At 68.2% G+C, this 20,728-nt stretch carries 21 protein-coding genes; 10 read left to right on the top strand and 11 right to left on the bottom strand.

The genetic code is table 11. From position 1 onward, the window contains the following. Positions 1 to 45: 45 nt before the first annotated feature. Entirely contained in the window at positions 46 to 2,286 is a 2,241-nt protein-coding gene (locus ACFULV_RS11820) for an AAA family ATPase (RefSeq protein WP_378655740.1), read from the bottom strand. A gap of 76 nt (positions 2,287 to 2,362) precedes the next feature. Between ACFULV_RS11820 and ACFULV_RS11815 the strand changes: the two genes are divergently transcribed. After that, positions 2,363 to 2,827, top strand: coding sequence for a hypothetical protein (locus ACFULV_RS11815; protein ID WP_378655738.1), 465 nt, complete (start codon positions 2,363 to 2,365; stop codon positions 2,825 to 2,827). A 7-nt stretch (positions 2,828 to 2,834) separates the two neighbouring features. On the opposite strand, the gene ACFULV_RS11810 is transcribed toward ACFULV_RS11815, so the two are convergent. From ACFULV_RS11810 to ACFULV_RS11790, 5 genes are all read right to left on the bottom strand, one after another. After that, a complete protein-coding gene (locus tag ACFULV_RS11810) occupies positions 2,835 to 3,182 on the bottom strand; it encodes a UBP-type zinc finger domain-containing protein (protein WP_378633825.1) in 348 nt (115 codons plus the stop codon). Further along, entirely contained in the window at positions 3,175 to 4,647 is a 1,473-nt protein-coding gene (locus ACFULV_RS11805) for an ATP-binding protein (protein WP_378655735.1), read from the bottom strand. The genes ACFULV_RS11810 and ACFULV_RS11805 overlap by 8 nt, the downstream gene beginning before the upstream one ends. A gap of 70 nt (positions 4,648 to 4,717) precedes the next feature. Beyond that, a complete protein-coding gene (locus ACFULV_RS11800; protein ID WP_378655732.1) occupies positions 4,718 to 6,385 on the bottom strand; it encodes an FAD-dependent oxidoreductase in 1,668 nt (555 codons plus the stop codon). A gap of 33 nt (positions 6,386 to 6,418) precedes the next feature. Further along, the gene (locus tag ACFULV_RS11795; protein ID WP_378633833.1) at positions 6,419 to 6,610 is read right to left on the bottom strand and encodes a hypothetical protein; all 192 of its coding nucleotides are present in this window, start codon (positions 6,608 to 6,610) and stop codon (positions 6,419 to 6,421) included. A gap of 189 nt (positions 6,611 to 6,799) precedes the next feature. Continuing rightward, positions 6,800 to 7,825 (bottom strand): beta-ketoacyl-ACP synthase III, encoded by a 1,026-nt coding sequence (locus ACFULV_RS11790; protein ID WP_378633836.1) that lies wholly within the window; start codon positions 7,823 to 7,825, stop codon positions 6,800 to 6,802. 233 nt (positions 7,826 to 8,058) lie between these two features. Between ACFULV_RS11790 and ACFULV_RS11785 the strand changes: the two genes are divergently transcribed. The 5 genes from ACFULV_RS11785 (at position 8,059) to ACFULV_RS11765 (ending at position 12,113) form a co-directional block, all read left to right on the top strand. Continuing rightward, entirely contained in the window at positions 8,059 to 8,331 is a 273-nt protein-coding gene (locus ACFULV_RS11785; protein ID WP_101465422.1) for a GlsB/YeaQ/YmgE family stress response membrane protein, read from the top strand. 70 nt (positions 8,332 to 8,401) lie between these two features. After that, entirely contained in the window at positions 8,402 to 9,115 is a 714-nt protein-coding gene (locus ACFULV_RS11780; RefSeq protein WP_378655729.1) for a phosphatidylserine decarboxylase, read from the top strand. Continuing rightward, positions 9,112 to 9,993 carry a CDP-alcohol phosphatidyltransferase family protein gene (locus ACFULV_RS11775; protein WP_378633841.1) on the top strand — a complete coding sequence of 294 codons (882 nt, stop codon included), beginning with the start codon at positions 9,112 to 9,114 and terminating at the stop codon, positions 9,991 to 9,993. Before ACFULV_RS11780 ends, ACFULV_RS11775 begins: the two co-directional genes overlap by 4 nt. A gap of 35 nt (positions 9,994 to 10,028) precedes the next feature. Next, a complete protein-coding gene (locus ACFULV_RS11770; RefSeq protein WP_378655726.1) occupies positions 10,029 to 10,946 on the top strand; it encodes an RNA polymerase sigma-70 factor in 918 nt (305 codons plus the stop codon). Positions 10,947 to 11,030: 84 nt separating this feature from the next. Next, positions 11,031 to 12,113, top strand: a complete 1,083-nt coding sequence (locus tag ACFULV_RS11765; protein ID WP_378633846.1) for an NAD(P)/FAD-dependent oxidoreductase — start codon at positions 11,031 to 11,033, stop codon at positions 12,111 to 12,113. Here the strand turns inward: ACFULV_RS11765 and ACFULV_RS11760 are convergent. Then, entirely contained in the window at positions 12,094 to 13,353 is a 1,260-nt protein-coding gene (locus ACFULV_RS11760) for a hypothetical protein (protein ID WP_378655724.1), read from the bottom strand. The two genes, ACFULV_RS11765 and ACFULV_RS11760, sit on opposite strands and share 20 nt — an antisense overlap. Positions 13,354 to 13,425: 72 nt before the next feature. Between ACFULV_RS11760 and ACFULV_RS11755 the strand changes: the two genes are divergently transcribed. Continuing rightward, positions 13,426 to 14,157: a Clp protease N-terminal domain-containing protein gene (locus ACFULV_RS11755; RefSeq protein ID WP_378655721.1), complete on the top strand. Its 732-nt coding sequence runs from the start codon at positions 13,426 to 13,428 to the stop codon at positions 14,155 to 14,157. 240 nt (positions 14,158 to 14,397) lie between these two features. Beyond that, a complete protein-coding gene (gene groL, locus ACFULV_RS11750; protein ID WP_056816261.1) occupies positions 14,398 to 16,026 on the top strand; it encodes a chaperonin GroEL in 1,629 nt (542 codons plus the stop codon). Between the two features lie 121 nt (positions 16,027 to 16,147). Here the strand turns inward: groL and ACFULV_RS11745 are convergent, their stop codons facing one another. Continuing rightward, positions 16,148 to 16,948, bottom strand: coding sequence for a DUF6585 family protein (locus tag ACFULV_RS11745; RefSeq protein WP_378655719.1), 801 nt, complete (start codon positions 16,946 to 16,948; stop codon positions 16,148 to 16,150). 106 nt (positions 16,949 to 17,054) lie between these two features. Then, positions 17,055 to 17,741: a ZIP family metal transporter gene (locus ACFULV_RS11740; protein WP_378633862.1), complete on the bottom strand. Its 687-nt coding sequence runs from the start codon at positions 17,739 to 17,741 to the stop codon at positions 17,055 to 17,057. A gap of 42 nt (positions 17,742 to 17,783) precedes the next feature. On the opposite strand from ACFULV_RS11740, the gene ACFULV_RS11735 reads away from it, so the two are divergent. Continuing rightward, positions 17,784 to 18,560, top strand: a complete 777-nt coding sequence (locus tag ACFULV_RS11735; protein ID WP_378655716.1) for an alpha/beta fold hydrolase — start codon at positions 17,784 to 17,786, stop codon at positions 18,558 to 18,560. Here ACFULV_RS11735 and ACFULV_RS11730 read toward each other — a convergent pair. Continuing rightward, a complete protein-coding gene (locus tag ACFULV_RS11730; protein WP_378655713.1) occupies positions 18,547 to 19,494 on the bottom strand; it encodes an SMP-30/gluconolactonase/LRE family protein in 948 nt (315 codons plus the stop codon). The genes ACFULV_RS11735 and ACFULV_RS11730 overlap by 14 nt on opposite strands. A gap of 114 nt (positions 19,495 to 19,608) precedes the next feature. Between ACFULV_RS11730 and ACFULV_RS11725 the strand changes: the two genes are divergently transcribed. Beyond that, on the top strand, positions 19,609 to 20,058 hold the full coding sequence (locus ACFULV_RS11725; RefSeq protein ID WP_378655710.1) for a MarR family winged helix-turn-helix transcriptional regulator: 450 nt from the start codon (positions 19,609 to 19,611) through the stop codon (positions 20,056 to 20,058). Between the two features lie 49 nt (positions 20,059 to 20,107). Here ACFULV_RS11725 and ACFULV_RS11720 read toward each other — a convergent pair whose 3' ends face one another. Further along, positions 20,108 to 20,560, bottom strand: a complete 453-nt coding sequence (locus ACFULV_RS11720; RefSeq protein ID WP_378655707.1) for an SRPBCC family protein — start codon at positions 20,558 to 20,560, stop codon at positions 20,108 to 20,110. Positions 20,561 to 20,728 lie beyond the last annotated feature (168 nt).

The raw sequence follows: 20,728 nt of genomic DNA, 5'->3' as shown, positions 1-20,728 counted from the left end.
CTCCACCGGGGATGTCGCGGCCGGATCAGGGTGGCGATTTCGGCCTCAAGCCCTGCTCTCGGCATAGCGACGCAGCGATTCGACCTGCTCGGGGTCCAGGGATGGCCGCACGCTCGCGCGGGCGGTGGCCACGTCCTCGGCCGTGACGTCGGCGGCGGCCATATCGCGGCGCAGGGCCGAGAGCGCGGCCTCGCGCAGCAGGGCGGCGCAGTCGGCGGCCGAGTAGCCGTCGAGATCCTCTGCCAGCGCGGCCAGGTCGACATCCCGGGCCAGCGGTACCGAGCGGCCCGCCGTGCGCAGGATCTCGAGCCGGGCCGGGCCGTCCGGTGGCGGGACGAAGACGAGCCGGTCGAGCCGGCCCGGCCGCAGCAGCGCGGGATCGATCAGTTCGGGGCGGTTGGTCGCGCCGACCACCACCACATCACGCAGGGGTTCGACGCCGTCGAGTTCGGTGAGCAGCGCGGCGACCACCCGGTCCGACACCCCGGAGTCGCTGCTCTGGCCGCGTCGGGGGGCGAGCGCGTCGACCTCGTCGAGGAAGATCAGCGAGGGTGCGGAGTCGCGGGCCCGCTGGAACAACTCGCGCACCGCGCGTTCGGAGGAGCCGACCCACTTGTCCATCAGCTCAGCGCCTTTCACCGCGTGCACGCTGAGCTGGCCGGTCCCGGCCAGCGCCCGCACCAGGAAGGTCTTGCCGCAGCCGGGTGGCCCGTAGAGCAGGACCCCGCGCGGCGGTTCGATGCCGAGGCGGGCGAAGGAGTCGGGGTGGCGCAGCGGCCACAGCACTGTTTCGGTGAGTGCCTGTTTGGTTTCGATCATGTCGCCGACGTCGTCGAGGTCGAGCGAGCCGATCGCCAATTCCTCTGTGCCGGAACGGGACAGCGGCCGGATCACGTCGAGCGCGCCGATCAGATCGTCTTGGGCGAGTTCGGGTTCGGTGTGCTCGCGGCTGGCCCGGCCCGCCGCGCGCACGGCCGCTTCCCGGCACAGCGCGGTCAGGTCGGCCACCACGAAACCCGGTGTGCGCGAGGCGATCACATCGAGGTCCAATTTTCCCGCTGGCACCTTGCGCAGCAGCTGTTCCAGCAGCGCCCGCCGGATCGCCGCGGTGGGCAGCGGCAATGCCAGTTCGCGATCGCACAGATCCGGAGCGCGCAGCCGCGAATCCACCTGTGTCGGATGGGCGGTGGTGGCCAGCAGGGCGACGCACGGTGCGCGCACCGCGGCCCGCAGCTGGTCGAGAACCAGGGTGGCGACGGGCTCGGCCTCGGCGGGCAGCAGCGCGTCGATATCGGTGATCAGCAGCACGCCGCCCTGCCCGGTGGCGACATCGGCCACCGCCTCGGCGACCTCACGCAGCCGGGTGCCGCTCTCGGTCGCGCCGACGCTCGGCCCATCGAGCTCGACGATACGACGCGGTGCGACAACAGCTTTGGCGAAGGTGGCCTTGCCGACCCCGGCGGGCCCGGTGATGAGGACACCGAGATGCGCCGGTGCGCCGAGCGTCTTCAGCAACTCCGGCTCATCGAGCGCCAGGCTCAGCCATTCGGCCAGCTTGGCCGCCTGGCTCTGCACGCCCGCCAGATCCTCGATCTGGACCGGCGTGCTGCCCGAACTCACCTTCACCGCGGCGGATCCCGGCTGATCCGGCTCCGAAAACCATTGCCGGCCCGCCTTGCTCGAAGGCCGTACATCGCCGTCACGTTCCACCGTGTGCTGGATCGCTGCCGCACCCGCGCCCCAGCCGACGGCCGAATTCGGTTGCACGCTCACCGGTCCCGGCATGGGCTCGATCGCCGTCACGGTGAGCAGTTCGGTGGTCCAGGCGATCCCGAAGGCACGCGAGAGCGCCTGGGTGGCCGCCGCGGAACTGATATCGGGTCCGAGATCGCGCGGCAGCAGCGATACCGTGTCACCGACGGTCACCACCTTGCCGAGCAGCGCCTGCCGCAGGGTGGCCGCCGGGATGCTGGCCACAGCGTGCGCCGAGCCGCTCAGCGAGATCTGCCTGGCGCCGAAGACCGTCACCGGGGCGACAGTCACCGCCGCGTTCTCCCGCAATCCCACATTCGACAGCGTCACGTCATCGAGCAGCGCCACCCCCGGCGGACTGTCCGCGGGCGCCTTCGCCACCACCGCCGCGGTCCTGCGCGCGCCGATCAGCGCGATGCCGTCCCATTCGCGCAGGCCGAGCGCGGTGAGCGTCTCGGGGTGCAGGCGCACCACCCCGCGACGAGCGTCGGCTGCGGAGGGATTGAGCCGGGCGGTGAGCGAAAGTTCAGCCACCGCCCCATTCTGCCCTTCGCGGCGCGATCAGGAATCGATAGGCCGACCGCAAGGTCAGCGGGCCATTCTGGCGGACATGACGAACTATCGCCGCCAGTCGGTACGCTGCACCGGACGCGCCGGAGGTGCCGGCGCCGCGATCTACCGGGGAAAGCAGCAGATGAACCGAATCTCCCTCGCCGTTCTGGCCGCCGGGGCTCTGACCCTGACCTTGGTCGGGTGCGGGTCCGACGACTCCGCTGATGCGAGCGGGCTGCGCAAGGGCACGCCGAGCTCCAGCGCGCCCGCCACCACCACCAAGGCGCCCACGTCGAGCGCGGCGCCGACGCCGGCCGCGGCGGGCGCCGACATCACCTGCGCGCAGTTCACCTCGCTCGATTCCGACGGCGAGAAGAAGGCGATCGATCAGGTCCTCGCGGCACACCCCGGCGGGCCGTTCGAGGGCAGCCCCAACGTGGCGCTCAGCACCGTGAAGCTGGTCTGCCTCGTTCCGGCCAATGCCGACAAGCCGGTAGCCGACGCCGCCGGGATGAAGCCCTAGTCCTGGCTCAGCCCAGCAGCGATTGCCAGTTCGCGGGCACCCGCGCGGCCGGGCCGGGGACGGATTGATCAGTGGGATGACTGGTCGGCGCGGCGAGCTCGGGACCATCGCTGTACATCTCGCCGCTGGCGAAGTTGTAGAACCAGTCCTCGCCCGGCTCGTAGCTCTGCATGAACGGGTGCGCGGTGGCCTCGAAATGCTTCGTCGCGTGCTTGCTGGGAGAGCTGTCGCAGCAGCCGACGTGCCCGCATTCGGCACAGCGGCGCAGATGTACCCACCAGCCGCCGCTCGCGTCGCATTCGACGCAACCGGCGCCACTGGGCGGCACGCTCGGATCGATCCCCGCTTCAGCCATCCTGACCTCCTGTAGTAGGTGTGCTGACATCCTCCGCCGCCGGGTGCAGCGGCAGGCGGACGATGAAGCGCGTGTTGCCGGGTTCCGATTCCACCCGGATGTCACCGTTGTGCTTGTTCGCCACGATCCGGAACGAGATGTCGAGGCCGAGACCGGTACCGTCGCCGACCGGTTTGGTGGTGAAGAAGGGCTCGAAGATCCGGCCCCGCGCCTCGGGGGGAATGCCAGGCCCGGTGTCCCCGATCTCGATGGCGGCGCAGTCGTTCTCCTTGAAGGTGCGGATCGTCAGGGTGCCCTCGCCGCCCATCGCGTAGACCGCGTTGTCGATCAGGTTGGTCCACACCTGGTTGAGTTCGGCGGCGAAGCAGGGGATCGGCGGCAGCGTGCGGTCGTAGTCCTTCACCACGCGGATGCCGTCACCGAGTTTGCGGTTGAGCATCACCAGGGTGGAATCGAGCAGTTCGTGCAGGTCGACGACCTGATAGGGCGCGCGATCCATCTGCGAGTACTGTTTGGCCGCCCCGACGAGAGTGGAGATGCGGGTGGTCGAGTCGAAGATCTCGTTCATCAGCAACTCGGTCTCGATGGTGTAGTTCAGCCAGCGCACGGCGCCCTCGAACACCGGCGCCTGGCAGGCTTCCAGGGTCGCGTGCACACCCTCCAGCCAGTCGGTGTCCAGGCCCGCCTGCACGAAGGTCGGCGCCAGATTCCAGCCGTCGGCGATGCCGCGCTCCTCGAACCATTCGGCCAGCGCGTCCTCGCGATCGGCCGCTTCCAGGGGGCTGAGATCGGGTGCCTTGGCGACCTGGTCGGCGGCCTGCTCCTGCATCTCGACGAGCTTGACCAGCGCGTCGGCCGGGAACTTGCCCTCGGCCATCATCTTCAGCTTGTGCCGCATCCCGGCGACGCGTTCGCGCAGGCCGGAGGTGGCGCGCACCGCGGCGGCGGCGGGATTGTTGAGCTCGTGGGTGAGCCCGGCCGACAGCGATCCCAGGGCGAGCAGCCGTTCGCGTTCGGCGATCCGCTGGCTCGACTTCTGCCCGCCGAAGAACGCGCCCTCGAGCAGGTGCACGGCCATCGGGAACCACTCGTGCATGATCCTGGAGAAGTCGGCCGCGTCCATGACCAGGAACCGGGAGCGGCGCAGCACATACATCGAGCCGTTGTAGTCCTGGTTCGTCCGGTCGCCCAGGTAGGCCATCCAGGCGCCGGCGTACACCCCGCGATGGTCGGTGCGGTTGATCTCGATCTCCATACCGCCGGACAGTTTGGTCAGCCGGACCTCGCCGTCGATCAGCACGTAGAAGCAGGTGGCGGGTTCGCCCTCGCGGAACACCGGGCCCGGTTCGACGTACTCGATGCGCCCGATGGCGCACAGTTCGGCGAGCTGGGAGTCGTCGAGCTTCTCGAACAGGAACAGAGTGCGCAGTTCCTCGGGATCACAGATCATCAGGTCCTCACTCATGCTGTCTCGATGGGCATGATCGGGCGGCCTGCGTGGTTACGCTCCGCTACTGCCTCCGGCCGCTGACCTCTCATGCCAGGTACCGGTGGACGAGCATGACCGCCATCGCGCCCTCGCCGACCGCCGAGGCGACCCGCTTGGCGGATTCGGCGTGCACATCGCCCGCCACGAACACGCCGGGGACGCTGGTCTCGAGGTGTTGCGGTGGGCGCGGCAGTTCCCAGCCGGGTGGTCGCGCGCCGTCGACCATCAGGTCGGGCCCGGCCAGCACGTATCCGGCGGCGTCACGGGTGACGACGCCGTCGAGCCAGCCGGTCTGCGGCGCGGCGCCGATGAACAGGAACAGCCGTTGCGCGTCGACCTTGTCTTCGGTGCCGGTGCTGTTGTCGCGCAGAACGATGCGTTCCAGGTGTGTGTCGCCGTCGACGCCGACCACCTCGGTCTCGGTGTGTACGACGATGTTGGGGACGGCCGCGATCTGCCGGACGAGATAGTGCGACATCGACTTGTCCAGCGAGTCGCCGCGGACGACCAGGTGCACGCGACGGGCGTTGCGGGACAGGAACACCGCCGCCTGTCCGGCGGAATTGGCCCCGCCGACGATGTAGACCTCCTGCTCGGCGCACTCGGCCGCCTCGGTCATCGCCGAACCGTAATACACACCGCGCCCGGTGAATTCGTCCACACCCGGTGCCGGATGACGTCGATAGTCCACGCCCGTAGCGATCAGAACCGTATGCGCGCACAGCTTTCCGCCATCGGCGAATCGCACGGTGCGCGCCGACCCGTTGATCTCGAGCGCGACCACATCGCGAGTGGTGATGACCTCCGCGCCGAATTTCGCCGCCTGCCGCCGCGCCCGATCCGCCAGCTGTGACCCCGAGACCCCGTCGGGAAATCCGAGATAGTTCTCGATCCGCGAGCTCTGCCCCGCCTGTCCGCCGGTGGCCGTGCGCTCGACCAGCACCGTGCGCAAGCCTTCCGACGCACCGTAGACCGCCGCGCCGAGTCCGGCGGGTCCGCCGCCGACCACGATCAGATCGTAGAAGTCCCCGCTGGGTTCGACGGTGAGCCCGACGTTTTCGGCGAGCTCGCTGTCGGTCGGCTGGATCAGCGCGGTGCCCGCGGCCGTGATCACCACCGGACAGGCCGCCGGATCGGCGCCTGCCGCCTCCAGCAACCGGGTGCCCTCCGGCTCGTCGACCGGGTACCACCGATACGGCAACTGGTTGCGCGCCAAGAACTCTCGCACCTGCGAAGACCGCGGCGACCATCGATCGCCGACGACCTTGGTCTCGTACACGGGCCGCTGCTCGGCGCTGCGCCACACCTCGAGCAACCCGTCGATCACCGGGTACAGCTTCTCCTCCGGCGGGTCCCACGGCTTGAGCAGATAGTGGTCGAGATCGATGACATTGATCGCGTCGATCGCGGCATCGGTGTCGGCGTAGGCGGTGAGCAGCACCCGGCGTGCGTACGGGTGCAGGTCCATCGCCTGCTCGAGGAATTCGATCCCGTCCATGCCGGGCATCCGGTAATCGGCGATCAGCACCGCCACGGGCTGCCCGCGCAGTTTCATCTCCCGCAGCGCCTCGAGTGCCTGCGGTCCCGATTCGGCCCGCAGAATCCGGTAATCGGCGCCGTAGCGGCGGCGCAGGTCCCGCACCACGGCGCGCGATACGCCGGGATCGTCGTCAACGCTCAGAATGGCCGGTTTGGTTACCGAGGGAGTGCTCACCCGATCGAGTATCCCCCTGCTGCGAGGTAGCGGTCAGAGCTGGTGGTGGAGGACCAGGTCGAGTTCGGTAGGAGTGAGGAGGCGTTCGAGGCGTTCCTCGCGTTTGAGACGGGTGCCGCGGGGCACGAACGCGCTGGGGAGCGCGAAGGCGTCGTCCGGTCCGATGCTCGGCAGGAGCGGGACCTCGTTGATATGCCTGCGTGGCAGGAGTGAGCGCAGTTTCACGGCCGATCACCTCGGGTTGACGACGGGAACGCTGGAGGCTGAGCTTCGTCGATCAGCAAACGTCGGTAGCGAAAAGTTTGCCAGCATGTCCGAGTTGGTGCAAGCGGGACAAGGTGGACACGGCGAGCCAACCGGTCGGTGGCCTGCTTCGGCGCAGGCCACCCCGGTTTTGTGGGATTTGCTGATCAGCTATTTCCAGGCGGGCATGGTGACAACCTGTGCCGCATAGGACAGCCCGGCGCCGAAGGCGATCAGCAGCGCGGTGTCGCCCGGCTTCGATTCGCCCTTGCGCAACAGCGCCTCCATCGCGAGGGGGACCGATGCTGCCGAGGTGTTGCCGGAATCCTCGATGTCGTTGGCGAGCGCGCAGTGCTCCGGTAGCTCGAGCACCCTGGCCATGATCTCGATGATCCGGCCGTTGGCCTGGTGCGGGATCATCGCGTCGAGGTCGCCGGTGGTCAGGCCCGCGCGATCGATCGCGTCGCGGCACACCTTCTCCAGCGAGTGCGCGGCCCAGCGGAACACCGCGGTGCCCTCCATCGTGAGGTAGGGGCGCACCGCGTCGGTACCCTTCTCCTCGATCTCGTCGAAGAACTCCACCCAGTCCTTGGTCTGGCCGATGGCATGGTGCTGAGTGCCGTCCGAACCCCACACGGTCGGGCCGATGCCCTGTTCGGCGGACGGGCCGACGATGACCGCGCCCGCGCCGTCGGCGAACAGGAAGGCCGTCGCGCGGTCGGTGAAGTCGATGGTCACGCTGAGTTTTTCGACGCCGATCACCAGCACGTGTTTCGAGGTCCCCGTGCGGACGAAGTCGGATGCCATGCCCAGCGCGTGACAGAACCCGGCGCAGCCCGCCGAGATGTCGAAGGCGGCCGAGCCGGTCATGCCGAGCTCGGTGGCGATGCGCGGGCCGATTGCCGGGGTGAGCACCAGATGCGTCGACGTCGCCACGATGACGCAGTCGATCTGGTCGACCTGCACCCCGGCGGCGGCGATCGCGTCGCGCGCGGCGGCGACGCTCATGGACTGGATGGTTTCCTCATCCGAGGCGAAGCGTCTGGTGTTGATTCCCGACCGGGTGCGGATCCACTCGTCGCTGGAGTCGATCGGCCCCGCTACCTCGTCGTTGGTGACCACCCGAGCCGGGCGGTAGACGCCCAATCCGAGGATCGCGGTGTGCTCAGTACCCGTCGTCTGGGCGATTCGAGCCATTGTGCGTCTCCTATGTACCTGTCAACCTGCGGCAGCACCGCTGGGTGTACCCGAAGCATCGAAATCTGTCCCTCATCGCCCGTGACCCGTACGTGGACACCATGTGAACGCTCAGACATGAGGCTTCCTCATATTAGCGCCTCATGATCAGAGTGTCGATTGTCACAGCGCAGCCGGGGGTATCTTGGTGACAAGGCGATTGCTCGCCGACCCTTCGAGGGATCGAGGACAGCATGCTCGGACTCGGCATCATCAGTTGGATCATCATCGGCGGTCTGGCCGGTTGGATCGCGAGCAAGTTCATGAAGACCGACGCACAGCAGGGCATCCTGCTCAATATCGTCGTCGGGATCATCGGCGGGCTGCTCGGCGGCTTCGTGCTGAGTCTGTTCGGCGTCGATGTCGAAGGCGCGGGCTGGATCTTCAGCTTCATCACCTGTCTGGTGGGCGCCTGCGTGTTGTTGTACCTGGTGAAGCTGTTCACCGGGCGTAAATCGGTCCACTGACCACAGGTGCTTGCCCCGGGCTTCCCGTAAGGTGTGATCGCTTGTAGTCATCACACGAAAGAGGGAGCCCGTGGCACGCCGCCCCACCCCGCCCGGCACGCCCGATACCACCGGCGTCGGACATGTCGTCGACTTGGTGCGGGCCGCTGTACCCCCACTACATCCCGCCGGACTGCCGTTCGTGGCGGTGCCGTTGGCGGTGGCGGTGATCGGCGGACGTAACAAATGGGTGCGCCGTGCCGGTCTGGCCTCGGCCGCCGCCTGCGCCGCCTTCTTCCGGCACCCGCATCGCGTGCCGCCGAACCGGCCGGGCATCGTGGTCGCGCCCGCCGACGGTGAAGTGGCGCTGGTCGACACCGCGGTGCCGCCCGTCGAGCTCGGACTCGGCGATCAGCCGTTGCCGCGCGTGAGCATCTTCCTGTCGGTGCTCGATGTGCACGTGCAGCGCGTTCCGGTGTCCGGCACCGTGCGCGAGGTGCTGCATCAGCCGGGCAAGTTCCTCTCGGCCGATCTGCCGGAGGCCTCCGACGCCAACGAACGCAACAGCATGGTCATCGACACCGCCGACGGTAAGCAGGTCGTCGTGGTGCAGATCGCCGGACTGCTGGCTCGGCGCATCGTCTGCGATGCCCGCGTCGGTGACCTGCTCACCATCGGTGACACCTACGGCCTGATCCGGTTCGGGTCTCGCGTCGACACGTACTTCCCGGTCGGCACCGAACTGCTGGTGGCCCCCGGGCAGCGCACGATCGGGGCCGAAACAGTCCTGGCTGTGCTGGGATGATCGAACAGGCTCGCACAGCACCGCGCAAACGGCCCCGCTCGGTGCGATTGCTGCCGAGCGTCGTCACCATTCTCGCGCTGTGCGCCGGCCTGTCGGCAGTGAAGTTCGGGCTCGACGGTGAACTCGGGATCGCGCTGGCGATGGTCGGTGCCGCCGCCGTGCTCGACACGCTCGACGGGCGGCTCGCGCGCATGCTCGACGCCACCAGCAAGATGGGCGCCGAACTCGATTCGCTCTCGGACGCGATCTCGTTCGGCGTCGCGCCCGCGCTGGTCATCTACGTGACCCTGCTCGACGGCAACAGCGCGGGCTGGATCGTCGCGCTGCTGTTCGCGGTGAGCCTGGTCTTGCGCCTTGCCCGCTTCAACACCCTGCTCGACGACGATTCCCGGCCCAACTGGGCGCGTGAGTACTTCGTCGGTGTCCCCGCGCCCGCCGGAGCGCTGATCGCGCTGGTGCCGATCGCGCTGAAGGTGCAGTTCGGCGACGGCTGGTGGGACGGGTTCGCCTTCGTCGCCGCCTGGACGGTCTTCGCCGCGCTGCTGTGCGTGAGCACCATCCCCACCCTGGCGATGAAGTCTGTGTCGGTCGCTCCGCAGGCCGCGGCCGGGCTGCTGGTGCTCACCGCGCTGGCCGCCGCGCTGCTGGTCACGTACCCGATCGTGCTGCTGCTGATCTTGGTCGCGCTCTACCTCGCGCACATTCCGTTCGCCTGGCGGTCGGCCCGCTGGGTGGCCGCCCGTCCAGAGACCTGGCAGCACAAGCCGGCTGAGCGGCGGGCACAACGGCGGGCGCAGCGACGGATGCCCGCGATCCGCCGACCGGCGATCCGTGGATCGGCGCGCCTGCGCCTGCGTCGCCCGCGCAACGACGACTGACCAGGCATACGACCCTCGCGACTGGACGTTTCGACATGGAGCCATCAACACCACCTCTTCCGCCCGAGGACTCCGCGGCGCCGGCCGCCGATATCACCGAGTTCATGGAGCATCGGCCGCGGCTGTTCTCGCTGGCATATCGCATGTTCGGTGCGGCGAGTGAGGCCGAGGACGTTGTGCAGGAGGTCTATCTGCGGTGGGCGCTGGCCGACCGCGCCGAGATCGCCAATATCGAAGCGTGGTTGACGACCGTCACCGTGAATCTGTGTCGCACCCAGCTCGTTTCGGCTCGGGCCCGGCGCGAGACCTATGTCGGGCAGTGGCTGCCGGAGCCGGTACCGACCGGCGGCGGCGCGCTCGGTCCGCTGGGGACCGTCGAGGAACGCGAATCGGTCTCGCTGGCGGTGCTCACCGCGATGGAACGGCTCAGCCCGATCGAACGCGCCGTGTTCGTGCTGCGCGAGGCGTTCGGCTACTCCCATGCCGAAATCGCGGAGATGCTCGATCTCACCGTGGCCAACACCCAGCAGATATTCCATCGGGCCGGTCAGCGGGTGCGCACCGGCAAGCAGCGTTTCGTGGTGTCGGCCGAGCACGCGCGCACGATGATCGAGAAGTTCTTGCAAGCGGCCTCTACCGGCGATGTGGACGGTCTGCGCGAGCTGCTCGCCGACGACGTCGTGTCGGTCGCCGATGGCGGCGGCCGGGTGGTCGCGGCCAAGATCCCGGTGGTCGGTGGCGATGTGGTCGCGCGCTACCTGTCCAACCTGCGGCGTTTCCTCAGCCCCACGTCGCGGTTCGAATTCACCGAGATCAACGGCGACGTGGGCCTGATCCTGATCCAGGACGAGATTCCGGCCGGTGTACTCGTATTCGACTTCGACGAAGCGGGCTCGATCGCGGCGGTCCGCACGGTCGTGAACCCGGTCAAACTGGGCGCCGTAACCATGTGATCCAGATCACTTCGAGAACCTGTCAGGAACTCGGGGGCTGATCGGTCTGGTGTGTGTAGGCATTTCGAGAGAAGGAGCCACACCATGACCGGTCAGCATCGGATCGTCGTCCTCGGCGCCGGGTACGCGGGACTCACCGCGGCCCGCGCCCTCGCGAAGAAGACTCGCGACACCCAGATCACCGTCGTGGACGGCCGCGCCGAATTCGTGCAGCGGGTGCGTCTGCACCAGGCCGCCGCCGGTCAGCCGGTCAAGCGGCTCGACCTGCGGAAGTCGCTGGGACGCAAGGGCATCGAATTCCTTCAGGCGCGGGTCACCGACCTGGACCCGGATCGCAAGATCGTCGCCCTGGACGGCGAGTGGACGTTGCACTACGACACCCTCGTCTACGCGCTCGGTAGCCAGGCCGACCGCGACGCCGTGCCCGGAGCGGCCGAGCACGCGAAGTTCGTCGCCACCGCCGAGGACCTGACGGAACTGTCGGGTCAGATCGTCATCGTCGGCTCGGGCCCGACCGGCATCGAACTGGCCACCGAACTCGCTGAGTCGCAGCCGGATTCGCGGATCAGCCTGCTCGGTACCGAGGATCCGGGTGCGTGGCTCTCGCCGCGCGCGCACGAGGCGATCCGCGCCGCGCTCACCCGTCTCGGCGTCGAAATCCGTTCCGGCGTCAAGGTTGTCGAGGTGCTGCCCGATGCCGTCCGGCTCGCCGACGGCACCCTGGTGCCCGCCGCCACCACCGTGTGGACCACCGGGTTCACCGTTCCCGATCTCGCTCGGCGCGCGGGTCTCGAGGTCGCGGCCGACGGTCGCATCCGCACCGACAACACGCTGCGCTCGGTGTCGCACCCCGACATCTACGCCGTCGGCGACGCCGCGCTGATGACGGGGGTGGACGGGCGCCCACTGCGGATGGCCTGCGCGACAGCGATTCCCGCCGGGCAGTACGTGGTCGGGGCGATCACGGCGCGGGCGCGTGGTCGCGAACCGGAGCCGATGGAGGGCCGTTACGTGGCGCAGTGCATCAGCCTCGGCCGTCGTGACGCGGTGCTGCAACTGGTCAAGGCCGACGACACCCCCACGAACACGGTGTTCACCGGTCGCATCGGTGTGGTGATGAAGGAACTGATCGTGCGCGGAACCGCCTTCACCGTGGGGTTGCGGTAAGTCCGATCGCATGGCGCTCGGCCCGCCCTCGCAGGAGGCGGGCCGACGTCCATGCCCATGGCGCGAGAGCGATCAGGCCGAGCAGGGCCAGCCATGGCAGCCGCCACCACCAGCGCAGGTCGTATTCGGCCATCGCCGCTGCGGCCGTGAGCGGTCGCGCTGTCGACGACCACACCACGAACGCGTCCCCGATCGGCAGCAGCCCGAACGCATAGCGTTTGGACCAGGGCAGATCGACCGGCAACCCGATCAGCTCGCCTTCCGATCCGATCGCGGCGGCCAGCGCGCCGTCACCGTTCATCCTGGCCGCTCCGACGGCGACGACGGTGGCCGACAGGCTGATCCCGGCTACCAGCGGTCCCGAGTCGACATCACCGCTGCCGTCGACGCCCTTCGGGTATTCGCGAACGGCGGGACCGAAACCGCCGGGGTGCGCGACGAATCGGTCGCGATAGCGCGCGTACTGGCTTCGCGCGAAGGTCGGGTCGATCTCCGGCAGGAACCGATGTATCACTGTCTGTGAGGTTGCCCGCGCGCCGGTCAGCATCGACCCGTCGGTCGGTGAAACCTGATGCGGCAGTAGCCCGGTGGCGGGGTCGAGGCGGGTCTCGGCCTGCTCGAGCCAGCGATCGATCACCCCGGTGTATTGCGCCCCGAACAGCGTGTCGTGCAGGCGAAGTGAAGCCACCGCGACGGTCGAATCGACCGGCCACGCCTGACCTCGATAAGCCTGGAGAAACGGTGTGCCGGCCGCGGCGAACGCCTGTGCGATCTCGGCGCTGTGTGTGGAGAACTGCTGCACCGCAGCAGTATCGGACTGATCGAGCGACAGGATCGCGCCTCGCAACCAGTTGGTCCACCCGGCCCAGAACACTCCGTACGCGGGCTGCAACCCGGGGCTGAAAACCGCACGGCCCTCGTCGGATTGCGTTCTGGCCAGCGCCCAGCGTGCTTCGCGTAGCGCGTCCTCGCGCAGTCCCGGATCGGTGTGCGCGGCCTGTACCCAGGCGAGACCGTAGAGCACGTTCGAGAAGACATATCCCTCCGGAAACAGTTGCTGTGCAGCGGTATCCGAGCCGCCGTCGAGCGCATCACGTACGAAGGCCAACTGGCGTGCGGTCGATCCGGGTTGCTCGTCCAGCCCCGGCTGTGGCCCCAGCAGTCGCCCGGCCCCGATCAGGCACGCCGCCGTCACGATGATCCCCACCACGCGCGGCGCCCAGCGCCGAATTCTCCCCATGGCGACACTCTGCCAGGAATTTGCCGTCAACCAATCGTTGACGGCACGGCATCGTCAACCTATGGTTGACGCATGAGCACTCCGAACTTTCGCCTCGACGACCTCATCGACGGCATCAAGAAGGCCCGCCCCGACAACGTCCTCGACCAACTCTCCGACGCGGTGGTCGCCGCCAATCACCTCGGCGAGACCGCCGACCACCTGATCGGCCACTTCGTCGACCAGGCCCGCCGTTCCGGCGCCTCCTGGACCGACATCGGCGCCAGCATGGGCGTCAGCAAGCAGGCTGTGCAGAAACGATTCGTGCCCAAGGGGCCGAGCGACACAGCCGCCATGGACCCGCAGGCAGGCTTCGCCAAGTTCACCGACCGGGCCCGGCAGGTGGTCGTCGGCTCGCAGGAAGCGGCCCGCGCCTCGGGGAGCGGCCAGATCGCGCTCGGGCATCTGATCCTCGGCCTGATCGGCCAGTCGGAAGGTCTGGCCGCCAAGGAGATCGTCGCCAGGGGTGTCTCACTGGACGCCGTGCGCGATGCCGCGACCGCCTCGCTGCCCGCCGCCCACGGTGACGTGCCCGCGCTCATCCCGTTCGACGGCGACACGAAGAAGGTCCTCGAGCTCACCTTTCGCGAGGCGCTGCGGCTCGGTCACAACTACGTCGGCACCGAGCACATCCTGCTGGCTCTGCTGGAACAGGAGAACGGTGCGGGCGTACTCAGCGGTCTGGGCCTTGACAAGGCCGTCGTAGAGGCCGAGCTTGTCGAGCTGCTGAATCAGTTCCTGGCTTCGGTGCAGGACGAGACCTGAGAACGCGGGCGCGCCCGGTGTGTCGTCCGCGCTGGGCGCGACCTTGCACTCTCACCACCTGAGTGCTAAAAATGGCTTGGCACTCGTCACTGTTGAGTGCCAGGTCGGGACGGTGAGATCGGGTTCCATCGACACCCTCGGTCGTCCGTCGCGGGCACCTCCTGGCCAGCGTACTTTGGGGCGATCCAACCTGTGGTCGTCTCGTGTGTCAGCCATAGACATGTGGAGGATCTCAACGCAATGGCCAAGACAATTGCGTACGACGAAGAGGCCCGTCGCGGTCTCGAGCGGGGTCTGAACGCCCTCGCCGACGCTGTCAAGGTGACGCTGGGCCCGAAGGGTCGCAACGTCGTACTCGAGAAGAAGTGGGGCGCCCCCACGATCACCAACGATGGTGTGTCCATCGCCAAGGAGATCGACCTCGAGGACCCGTACGAGAAGATCGGCGCCGAGCTGGTCAAGGAAGTCGCCAAGAAGACGGACGACGTCGCGGGCGACGGTACGACCACCGCCACCGTGCTCGCCCAGGCGCTCGTGCGTGAAGGTCTGCGCAACGTCGCGGCCGGCGCGAACCCGCTCGGCCTGAAGCGTGGCATCGAGAAGGCCGTTGAGGCCGTCACCGCCAAGCTGCTCGACACCGCCAAGGAGATCGACACCAAGGAGCAGATCGCTGCTACCGCTGGTATCTCCGCCGGCGACCCGGCCATCGGCCAGCTCATCGCCGAGGCGATGGACAAGGTCGGCAAGGAAGGTGTCATCACCGTCGAGGAGAGCAACACCTTCGGGCTCCAGCTGGAGCTCACCGAGGGCATGCGCTTCGACAAGGGCTACATCTCCGGTTACTTCGTGACCGACCCCGAGCGTCAGGAAGCGGTCCTCGAGGATCCGTACATCCTGCTCGTCTCGTCCAAGATCTCGACGGTCAAGGACCTGCTGCCGCTGCTGGAGAAGGTCATCCAGGCCGGCAAGCCGCTGCTGATCATCGCCGAGGACGTCGAGGGCGAAGCCCTGTCGACCCTGGTCGTGAACAAGATCCGTGGCACCTTCAAGTCCGTTGCCGTCAAGGCGCCGGGCTTCGGTGACCGCCGCAAGGCCCAGCTGGCCGATATCGCCATCCTCACCGGTGGCGAGGTCATCAGCGAAGAGGTCGGCCTCTCCCTGGAGACCGCTGGCATCGAGCTGCTCGGCACCGCACGCAAGGTCGTCATCACCAAGGACGAGACCACCATCGTCGAGGGTGCCGGCGACGCGGAGGCCATCAAGGGCCGCGTGGCGCAGATCCGCGCCGAGATCGAGTCCTCGGATTCGGACTACGACCGTGAGAAGCTGCAGGAACGTCTGGCCAAGCTGGCCGGCGGCGTCGCGGTGATCAAGGCCGGTGCCGCTACCGAGGTCGAGCTCAAGGAGCGCAAGCACCGCATCGAAGATGCCGTGCGCAACGCCAAGGCCGCCGTCGAAGAGGGCATCGTTGCAGGTGGTGGCGTCGCGCTGCTGCAGGCCGCCCCCGCGCTCGACGGCTTCAGCGGCCTGACCGCTGACGAGGCGACCGGTGTCAACATCGTGCGCGTCGCGCTGTCGGCTCCGCTCAAGCAGATCGCCTTCAACGCGGGCCTCGAGCCCGGCGTCGTGGCCGAGAAGGTCTCCAACCTCCCCGAGGGCGAAGGCCTGAACGCCGACACCGGTGTCTACGAGAACCTGCTGGCCGCCGGCGTTGCCGACCCGGTCAAGGTCACCCGCTCGGCCCTGCAGAACGCGGCCTCCATCGCCGCGCTCTTCCTCACCACCGAGGCAGTAGTCGCCGACAAGCCGGAGAAGTCCGCCCCCGCAGGTGGCGACCCCACCGGCGGCATGGGCGGCATGGACTTCTGATCTCCTGATCAGCTGGTTCCAACGCAAGTCACGAAGGCCGGTCCACCACGGTGGACCGGCCTTCGGCGTGCAGAGAACAAGAAGGGGAGCGACTACGGCGGCGTCGCCCGGATTGGCGAAGTCAGCCGACCGGTGTGAGGCGGAGGCGTTCGGCCAGTTCGTTGAAGATGTAGAAGTTGGGGATGGTGCTGACGGGGGCGAGGGACATCCAGACGCCGGAGAGTTTGATGCGGATGTGGCCGCTGCGGGCGTCGATGAGCTGGATGTCTTCCCAGGACAGGGCGTCGCCGCGGAAGGTGAGGGCGTCGAGCGAGAGCGAGAGGTCGCCGAAAGGGACGGTTTCGCCGTTGTCGATGGCGGCCACCGCGGCGGGGAGCTGGGTTGCGGTGACGGCGGATTGGATGGCGCGGGCCCATTCGCGGGCGCGGGCGAAACCCTCTTCGTCGATGGTCGCTTCGACACCGCCGGGGCCCGACAGTTCCAGCAGGTAGGTGACGGGGGTGGTGTCGTGGAAGGGGATCGCGTGCTGACGCACTTCGGTGCTGTCCCACCGGAATCCGGCCACGCGCTGACCCGAGCGGTAGACGGTGACGCCCTGGTCGAACAGGTCGATACGGGCGGCGCGGTTCTGCCGGTTGATCACCCCGCGGCGCAGTGCGAGCAGGACGGGCGCGCCAGCGATCACGAGCAGTGCCACGCCGCCCTGCCAGCCGCCGACGGCCGCGACGATGATGCCGATGGTGGCGATACAGCCCGCGACGATGCCGCAGCCGCGCACGAAGGTGTCGTCGGCGGGGGTGGCGAGAAAGGTGTCACGGTGCGCGCCGAGATGCTGATACTCCGCCATCAGGTGTATCAGTTGGGTCAACGGCACCGCGTGCCGAGCATCGGCTACGTCCTCCGGCCTGTTCGGAGTGATCACTCGTCCCTCCATGAGGCGTTTTCATCCGCGGCGAAGCGTATGCGAACCGGCGGAATATTGCCACCGGTACGGAGATGAAATTCTGGCCGCGACCGGGCGCAATGGCTCAGCCGATGGCGAAAGCGACGAAGAATCCTGCCGCGGTTGCCATTCCGACCCACCAGCCGCCTTCGCGATAGGCCTCGGGGACGAGCGAGTCGGCCAGCACCGCGATCGTGGCGCCGCCCGCGAACGCTTGGACCGCGCTGATCGCGGTCGTCGAAACCGAGTCGGCGTAAGCGTTTCCCAGCACGGTCACCGCGACGAGCACCGAGGCCGTCACCGCCCAGAGCGCGAAGGTCCGGCCCGCCTCGAACCCGTGCTGCTCGCGCATGAGTACCGCCCCGCTGACCGCTTCGGGCACATTGCCCGCCGCGATCGCGACCACCAACACCAATCCTCCTCCGCCACTGAGGGATACACCCAATGCGAGGTTCTCCGGCACGCCGTCGAGCACCGTCCCGAGCAGCAACGCCCAGCCGATCGCGGCGGGCCCGAGTTTGTTCTCGATGAGATGGTTGGCGACCACGTACACCCCCGCACCGGCGAACAGCGCGGTGCCGGCGAGCAGCGCACCGTCGCGGTGGAAGGCTGGCGCGAAGAGCTCCTCCGATATCGCCGCGATCATCGTGCCCGCACCGAACGCCATCATCGCGGCGAGCACGGCTTTCGGCAGTGACCACCGCAGCCCCACCGCCACCCCGATCAGCAGCGGGACCGCGGTACCGAGGCCGTACAGCAGGGCGGTAGACATGCCCAGAGCCTATTCGGCCGTGCGGCGACTAGGGTGGTTGACGTGTTGGTTGTGGACGAAGGCGAACCCACGGCACCGGCGATCGTGTTCCTGCACGGCATCCCCGGCTCGGTCGACTGGTTCGCCGCGGTCGCCGAGCGGATGGTCGCGACCTTCCGGGTGATCCGCGTGGACATGCACGATGTGGGCGCCGACGGCGACTTCAGCGCCGCGGCCCGCACGGCTCCGCTCATCGCACTCATGAACGACCTCGACCTCACCGACGTGACGGTGGTGGGTCACTCGTTCGGCGCCGAGATCGCGCTGGAACTCGCCGCCGCGTCGCACCGGGTGGCTCGTGTGGTGGTCGTCGGCCAGGCCCCGGACTACCGGGCCGCGAGCATCCCGACCGCCGCGAGATGGGTGGTCCGTCCGTGGTCGGTGCGCTTGGCGCAACGGTGGACACCCGGACCGGTGATCCGCCTGGCGAACCGTTCGGTCTTCGCGCCCCGATTCCGCTACGACTCGGCGCCCGGTCTGGCCGAAGCGCTGGTCCGCGACTTCCGCACCGCCCTTCCCGGCGGCCTCGCCTACGCGGTGGGCGGCCGTGCCGCCGACTTCGCGGCCGCCCCGCTCGACATTCGCGCGCAAGCCCTCGACCAGCCCGTCCTCGCCGTCCACGGTCGTCACGACAACCTCTACGACAGCACCGAGACCCTCGCCCGCTTCGCCGCGGCGGGCGCCGACACCCACCTCGTCGAGCACGCGGGCCATTCGCCCCAGGTCGAGCAACCGGACGAGTTCGTCTCCGTGCTGGGCGAATTCATCAGATCCCACTGACGGCGGAGACGACGAACGTCCCCGGTGTGCCCTGTGCCCCCAGCGGTCCGCCCTTGTCGAACTGTGAGGAGACGATCAGCGCCTTCTCGCCCGAATGCACCATCGTGGTGGGAACATTCAGCGCGGGGTCGTGGAATTCGCCGGTGCGGGTAGCGGTGGCGCCGTTGTCGGCGAGGGTCCAGCGGCTGATGGTGTTGTCGAGGTTGTGAACTATCCACAGGGTGTCCCCGCGCAGGTCCAAGCCGTCGCCGTGGCGCGCGTCGCCACCGGTCAGCGCTACCTTGCGGATGGATTCCGGGCCGCCGGTGAGGTCGATGCGGTACAGCTCGGCCGCTGACATGGCAACGACGATCAGATACGTCCCGGCCGGGTCGGCGGCAATTCCGTTGAGCTCGAACACCTTCGGCTCACGCGGTCCGAGTGTGGTGGTCAGGTCGTAGGCCACGGTCAATTCGTCACGGCCGGAGCCGACGACCGCTCGGTAGACGACATTGCGCACGCTGTCGGTCAGGTAGGCGGACCCATCCGCCCCGAAATCCAGATCGTTGACGAAACGTGGTGCGTCACCGGGTACTCCGAACGTCGCGAGCAGGGCGCGTGACCCGGTGTCGTACACACTCACGCCCACACCGGAATCGATCACCCACAGCCGACCGCTCCGATCGACCTTCACGCCGTTCGCCGTCTTCCTGCCATCGGCGCCCGCGGGCAGGAACACCTCCGCGCGCGCGGCGTCGGCCGTCGCCCGGTAGACGGTCCCGTCCGCGAACGACCCGACATAGGTGTCACCGTTGCGCGCGTCCAAGCCGATGCCCTCGGGATATACGGCGTTGCCCGGCAGTTCGTAGGCCGTGCTCAGCGTGGGTGTGGCAGGCGAGGTCCCGCACGCGGTCAGGGCCACGCACGCGGTGGCGACGGCGATGGTTCGCAACATGATGAAGCCTCTCAGTGATGTAATGCTAGACATCAAGTAATAGGCAGTAATGTAAATTAGAGTCGTTATGATCGTCAAGGGAGTTATGAAATGATGGGCGGATATCATGCACCCATGACGTCCATGCCCGCCGCCGAGAGGCTCGGCTCGTATATCAAGCGCGCCGAGCAAGCCCTGATCGCGACCAAGACCGCCGCGCTGAAACCGGCCGGGCTGACCGTCGCGCAGTACAGCGCGCTGTTGTACCTCGCGGAGAATCCCGGCATCTCGGCCGCCGCCCTGGCCCGGCTGGCCGGCGTCACCCCGCCGACGATGAACACCGTCCTGACCAACCTCCAGGAGCGCGGCCTGGTGGACCGGACCCCGCACGAGTGGCACAAGAACGTGCTGGAGACCCGCCTGACCGAGGCGGGACGGTCGGTGATGGCCGATGCCGACACCCGCGCGATCGCGGTGGAGCGCACACTGGCCGATCGATTCACCGCGGCGGAACTGGCGGCGGTGCAGGAACTGCTCACGCGCAGCGCGCAGGTACTCGACGAGATCCGCGACAACCTGCCGTGACGAAAAAGAGCCCGCCGGAAAGTTCCGGCGGGCTCAGGCGTAGATCGGGTCAGCGCTCGGCGGCGACCTTCACCTTGCTCAGCGTCTCGTGCATTCCCGAGACCAGGTCGGCCTCGAACTTCTCCTCGCCGCCCATGGCGACCTTGATCGTTCCCCGCAGCCAGCCCGGCAGGCCCTTGGCGTCGACGGTGCGCGTCTCGACGACGCGGGTGCCGGTGGCGGTCGGCTCGAGCTCGTAGGCCCAGACCGTGCGGTTCTCGTTCATCCGGAACGCCAGTGCCTTGTTCGGCTCGAAGCGCACGATCCGCGAGGTGGTCGGGTAGACCTTCCAGCCCACCTTGTTGACGTTGACGGTGAAGGCGCCGTCGCGAACGCCACCGAGCGCGACCATCTTCAGGGTTGTCGGACTGAGCTCGGACATGCGGCGCAGATCGGCGAGTACCGACCAGACCTTCTCCGGCGGTGCGGCGATGTCGATGCTGGCTTCGAGAGTGTTCGGCAACGGTGCCTCCGGGTATGCGTGACGGGCTGTCACGCTCAGCATAGGCACCCCCAGGGGGACCGGCCTCCGCCTGTAGGCGGATTTCGGCAGGCCGGCCGCAACCCGGGCGCGGCGGCTGAGGTAGCGCAGAACCAGCCGCGGGGTGCGCAACACGGAGGCGAACCCCGC

The sequence above is a fragment of the Nocardia sp. NPDC057272 genome (genome assembly GCF_042668615.1).
Lineage (GTDB): Bacteria > Actinomycetota > Actinomycetes > Mycobacteriales > Mycobacteriaceae > Nocardia.
The sequence above is the reverse complement of the archived record's forward strand: the minus strand, read 5'-3'. Positions and strand labels throughout refer to the sequence as shown.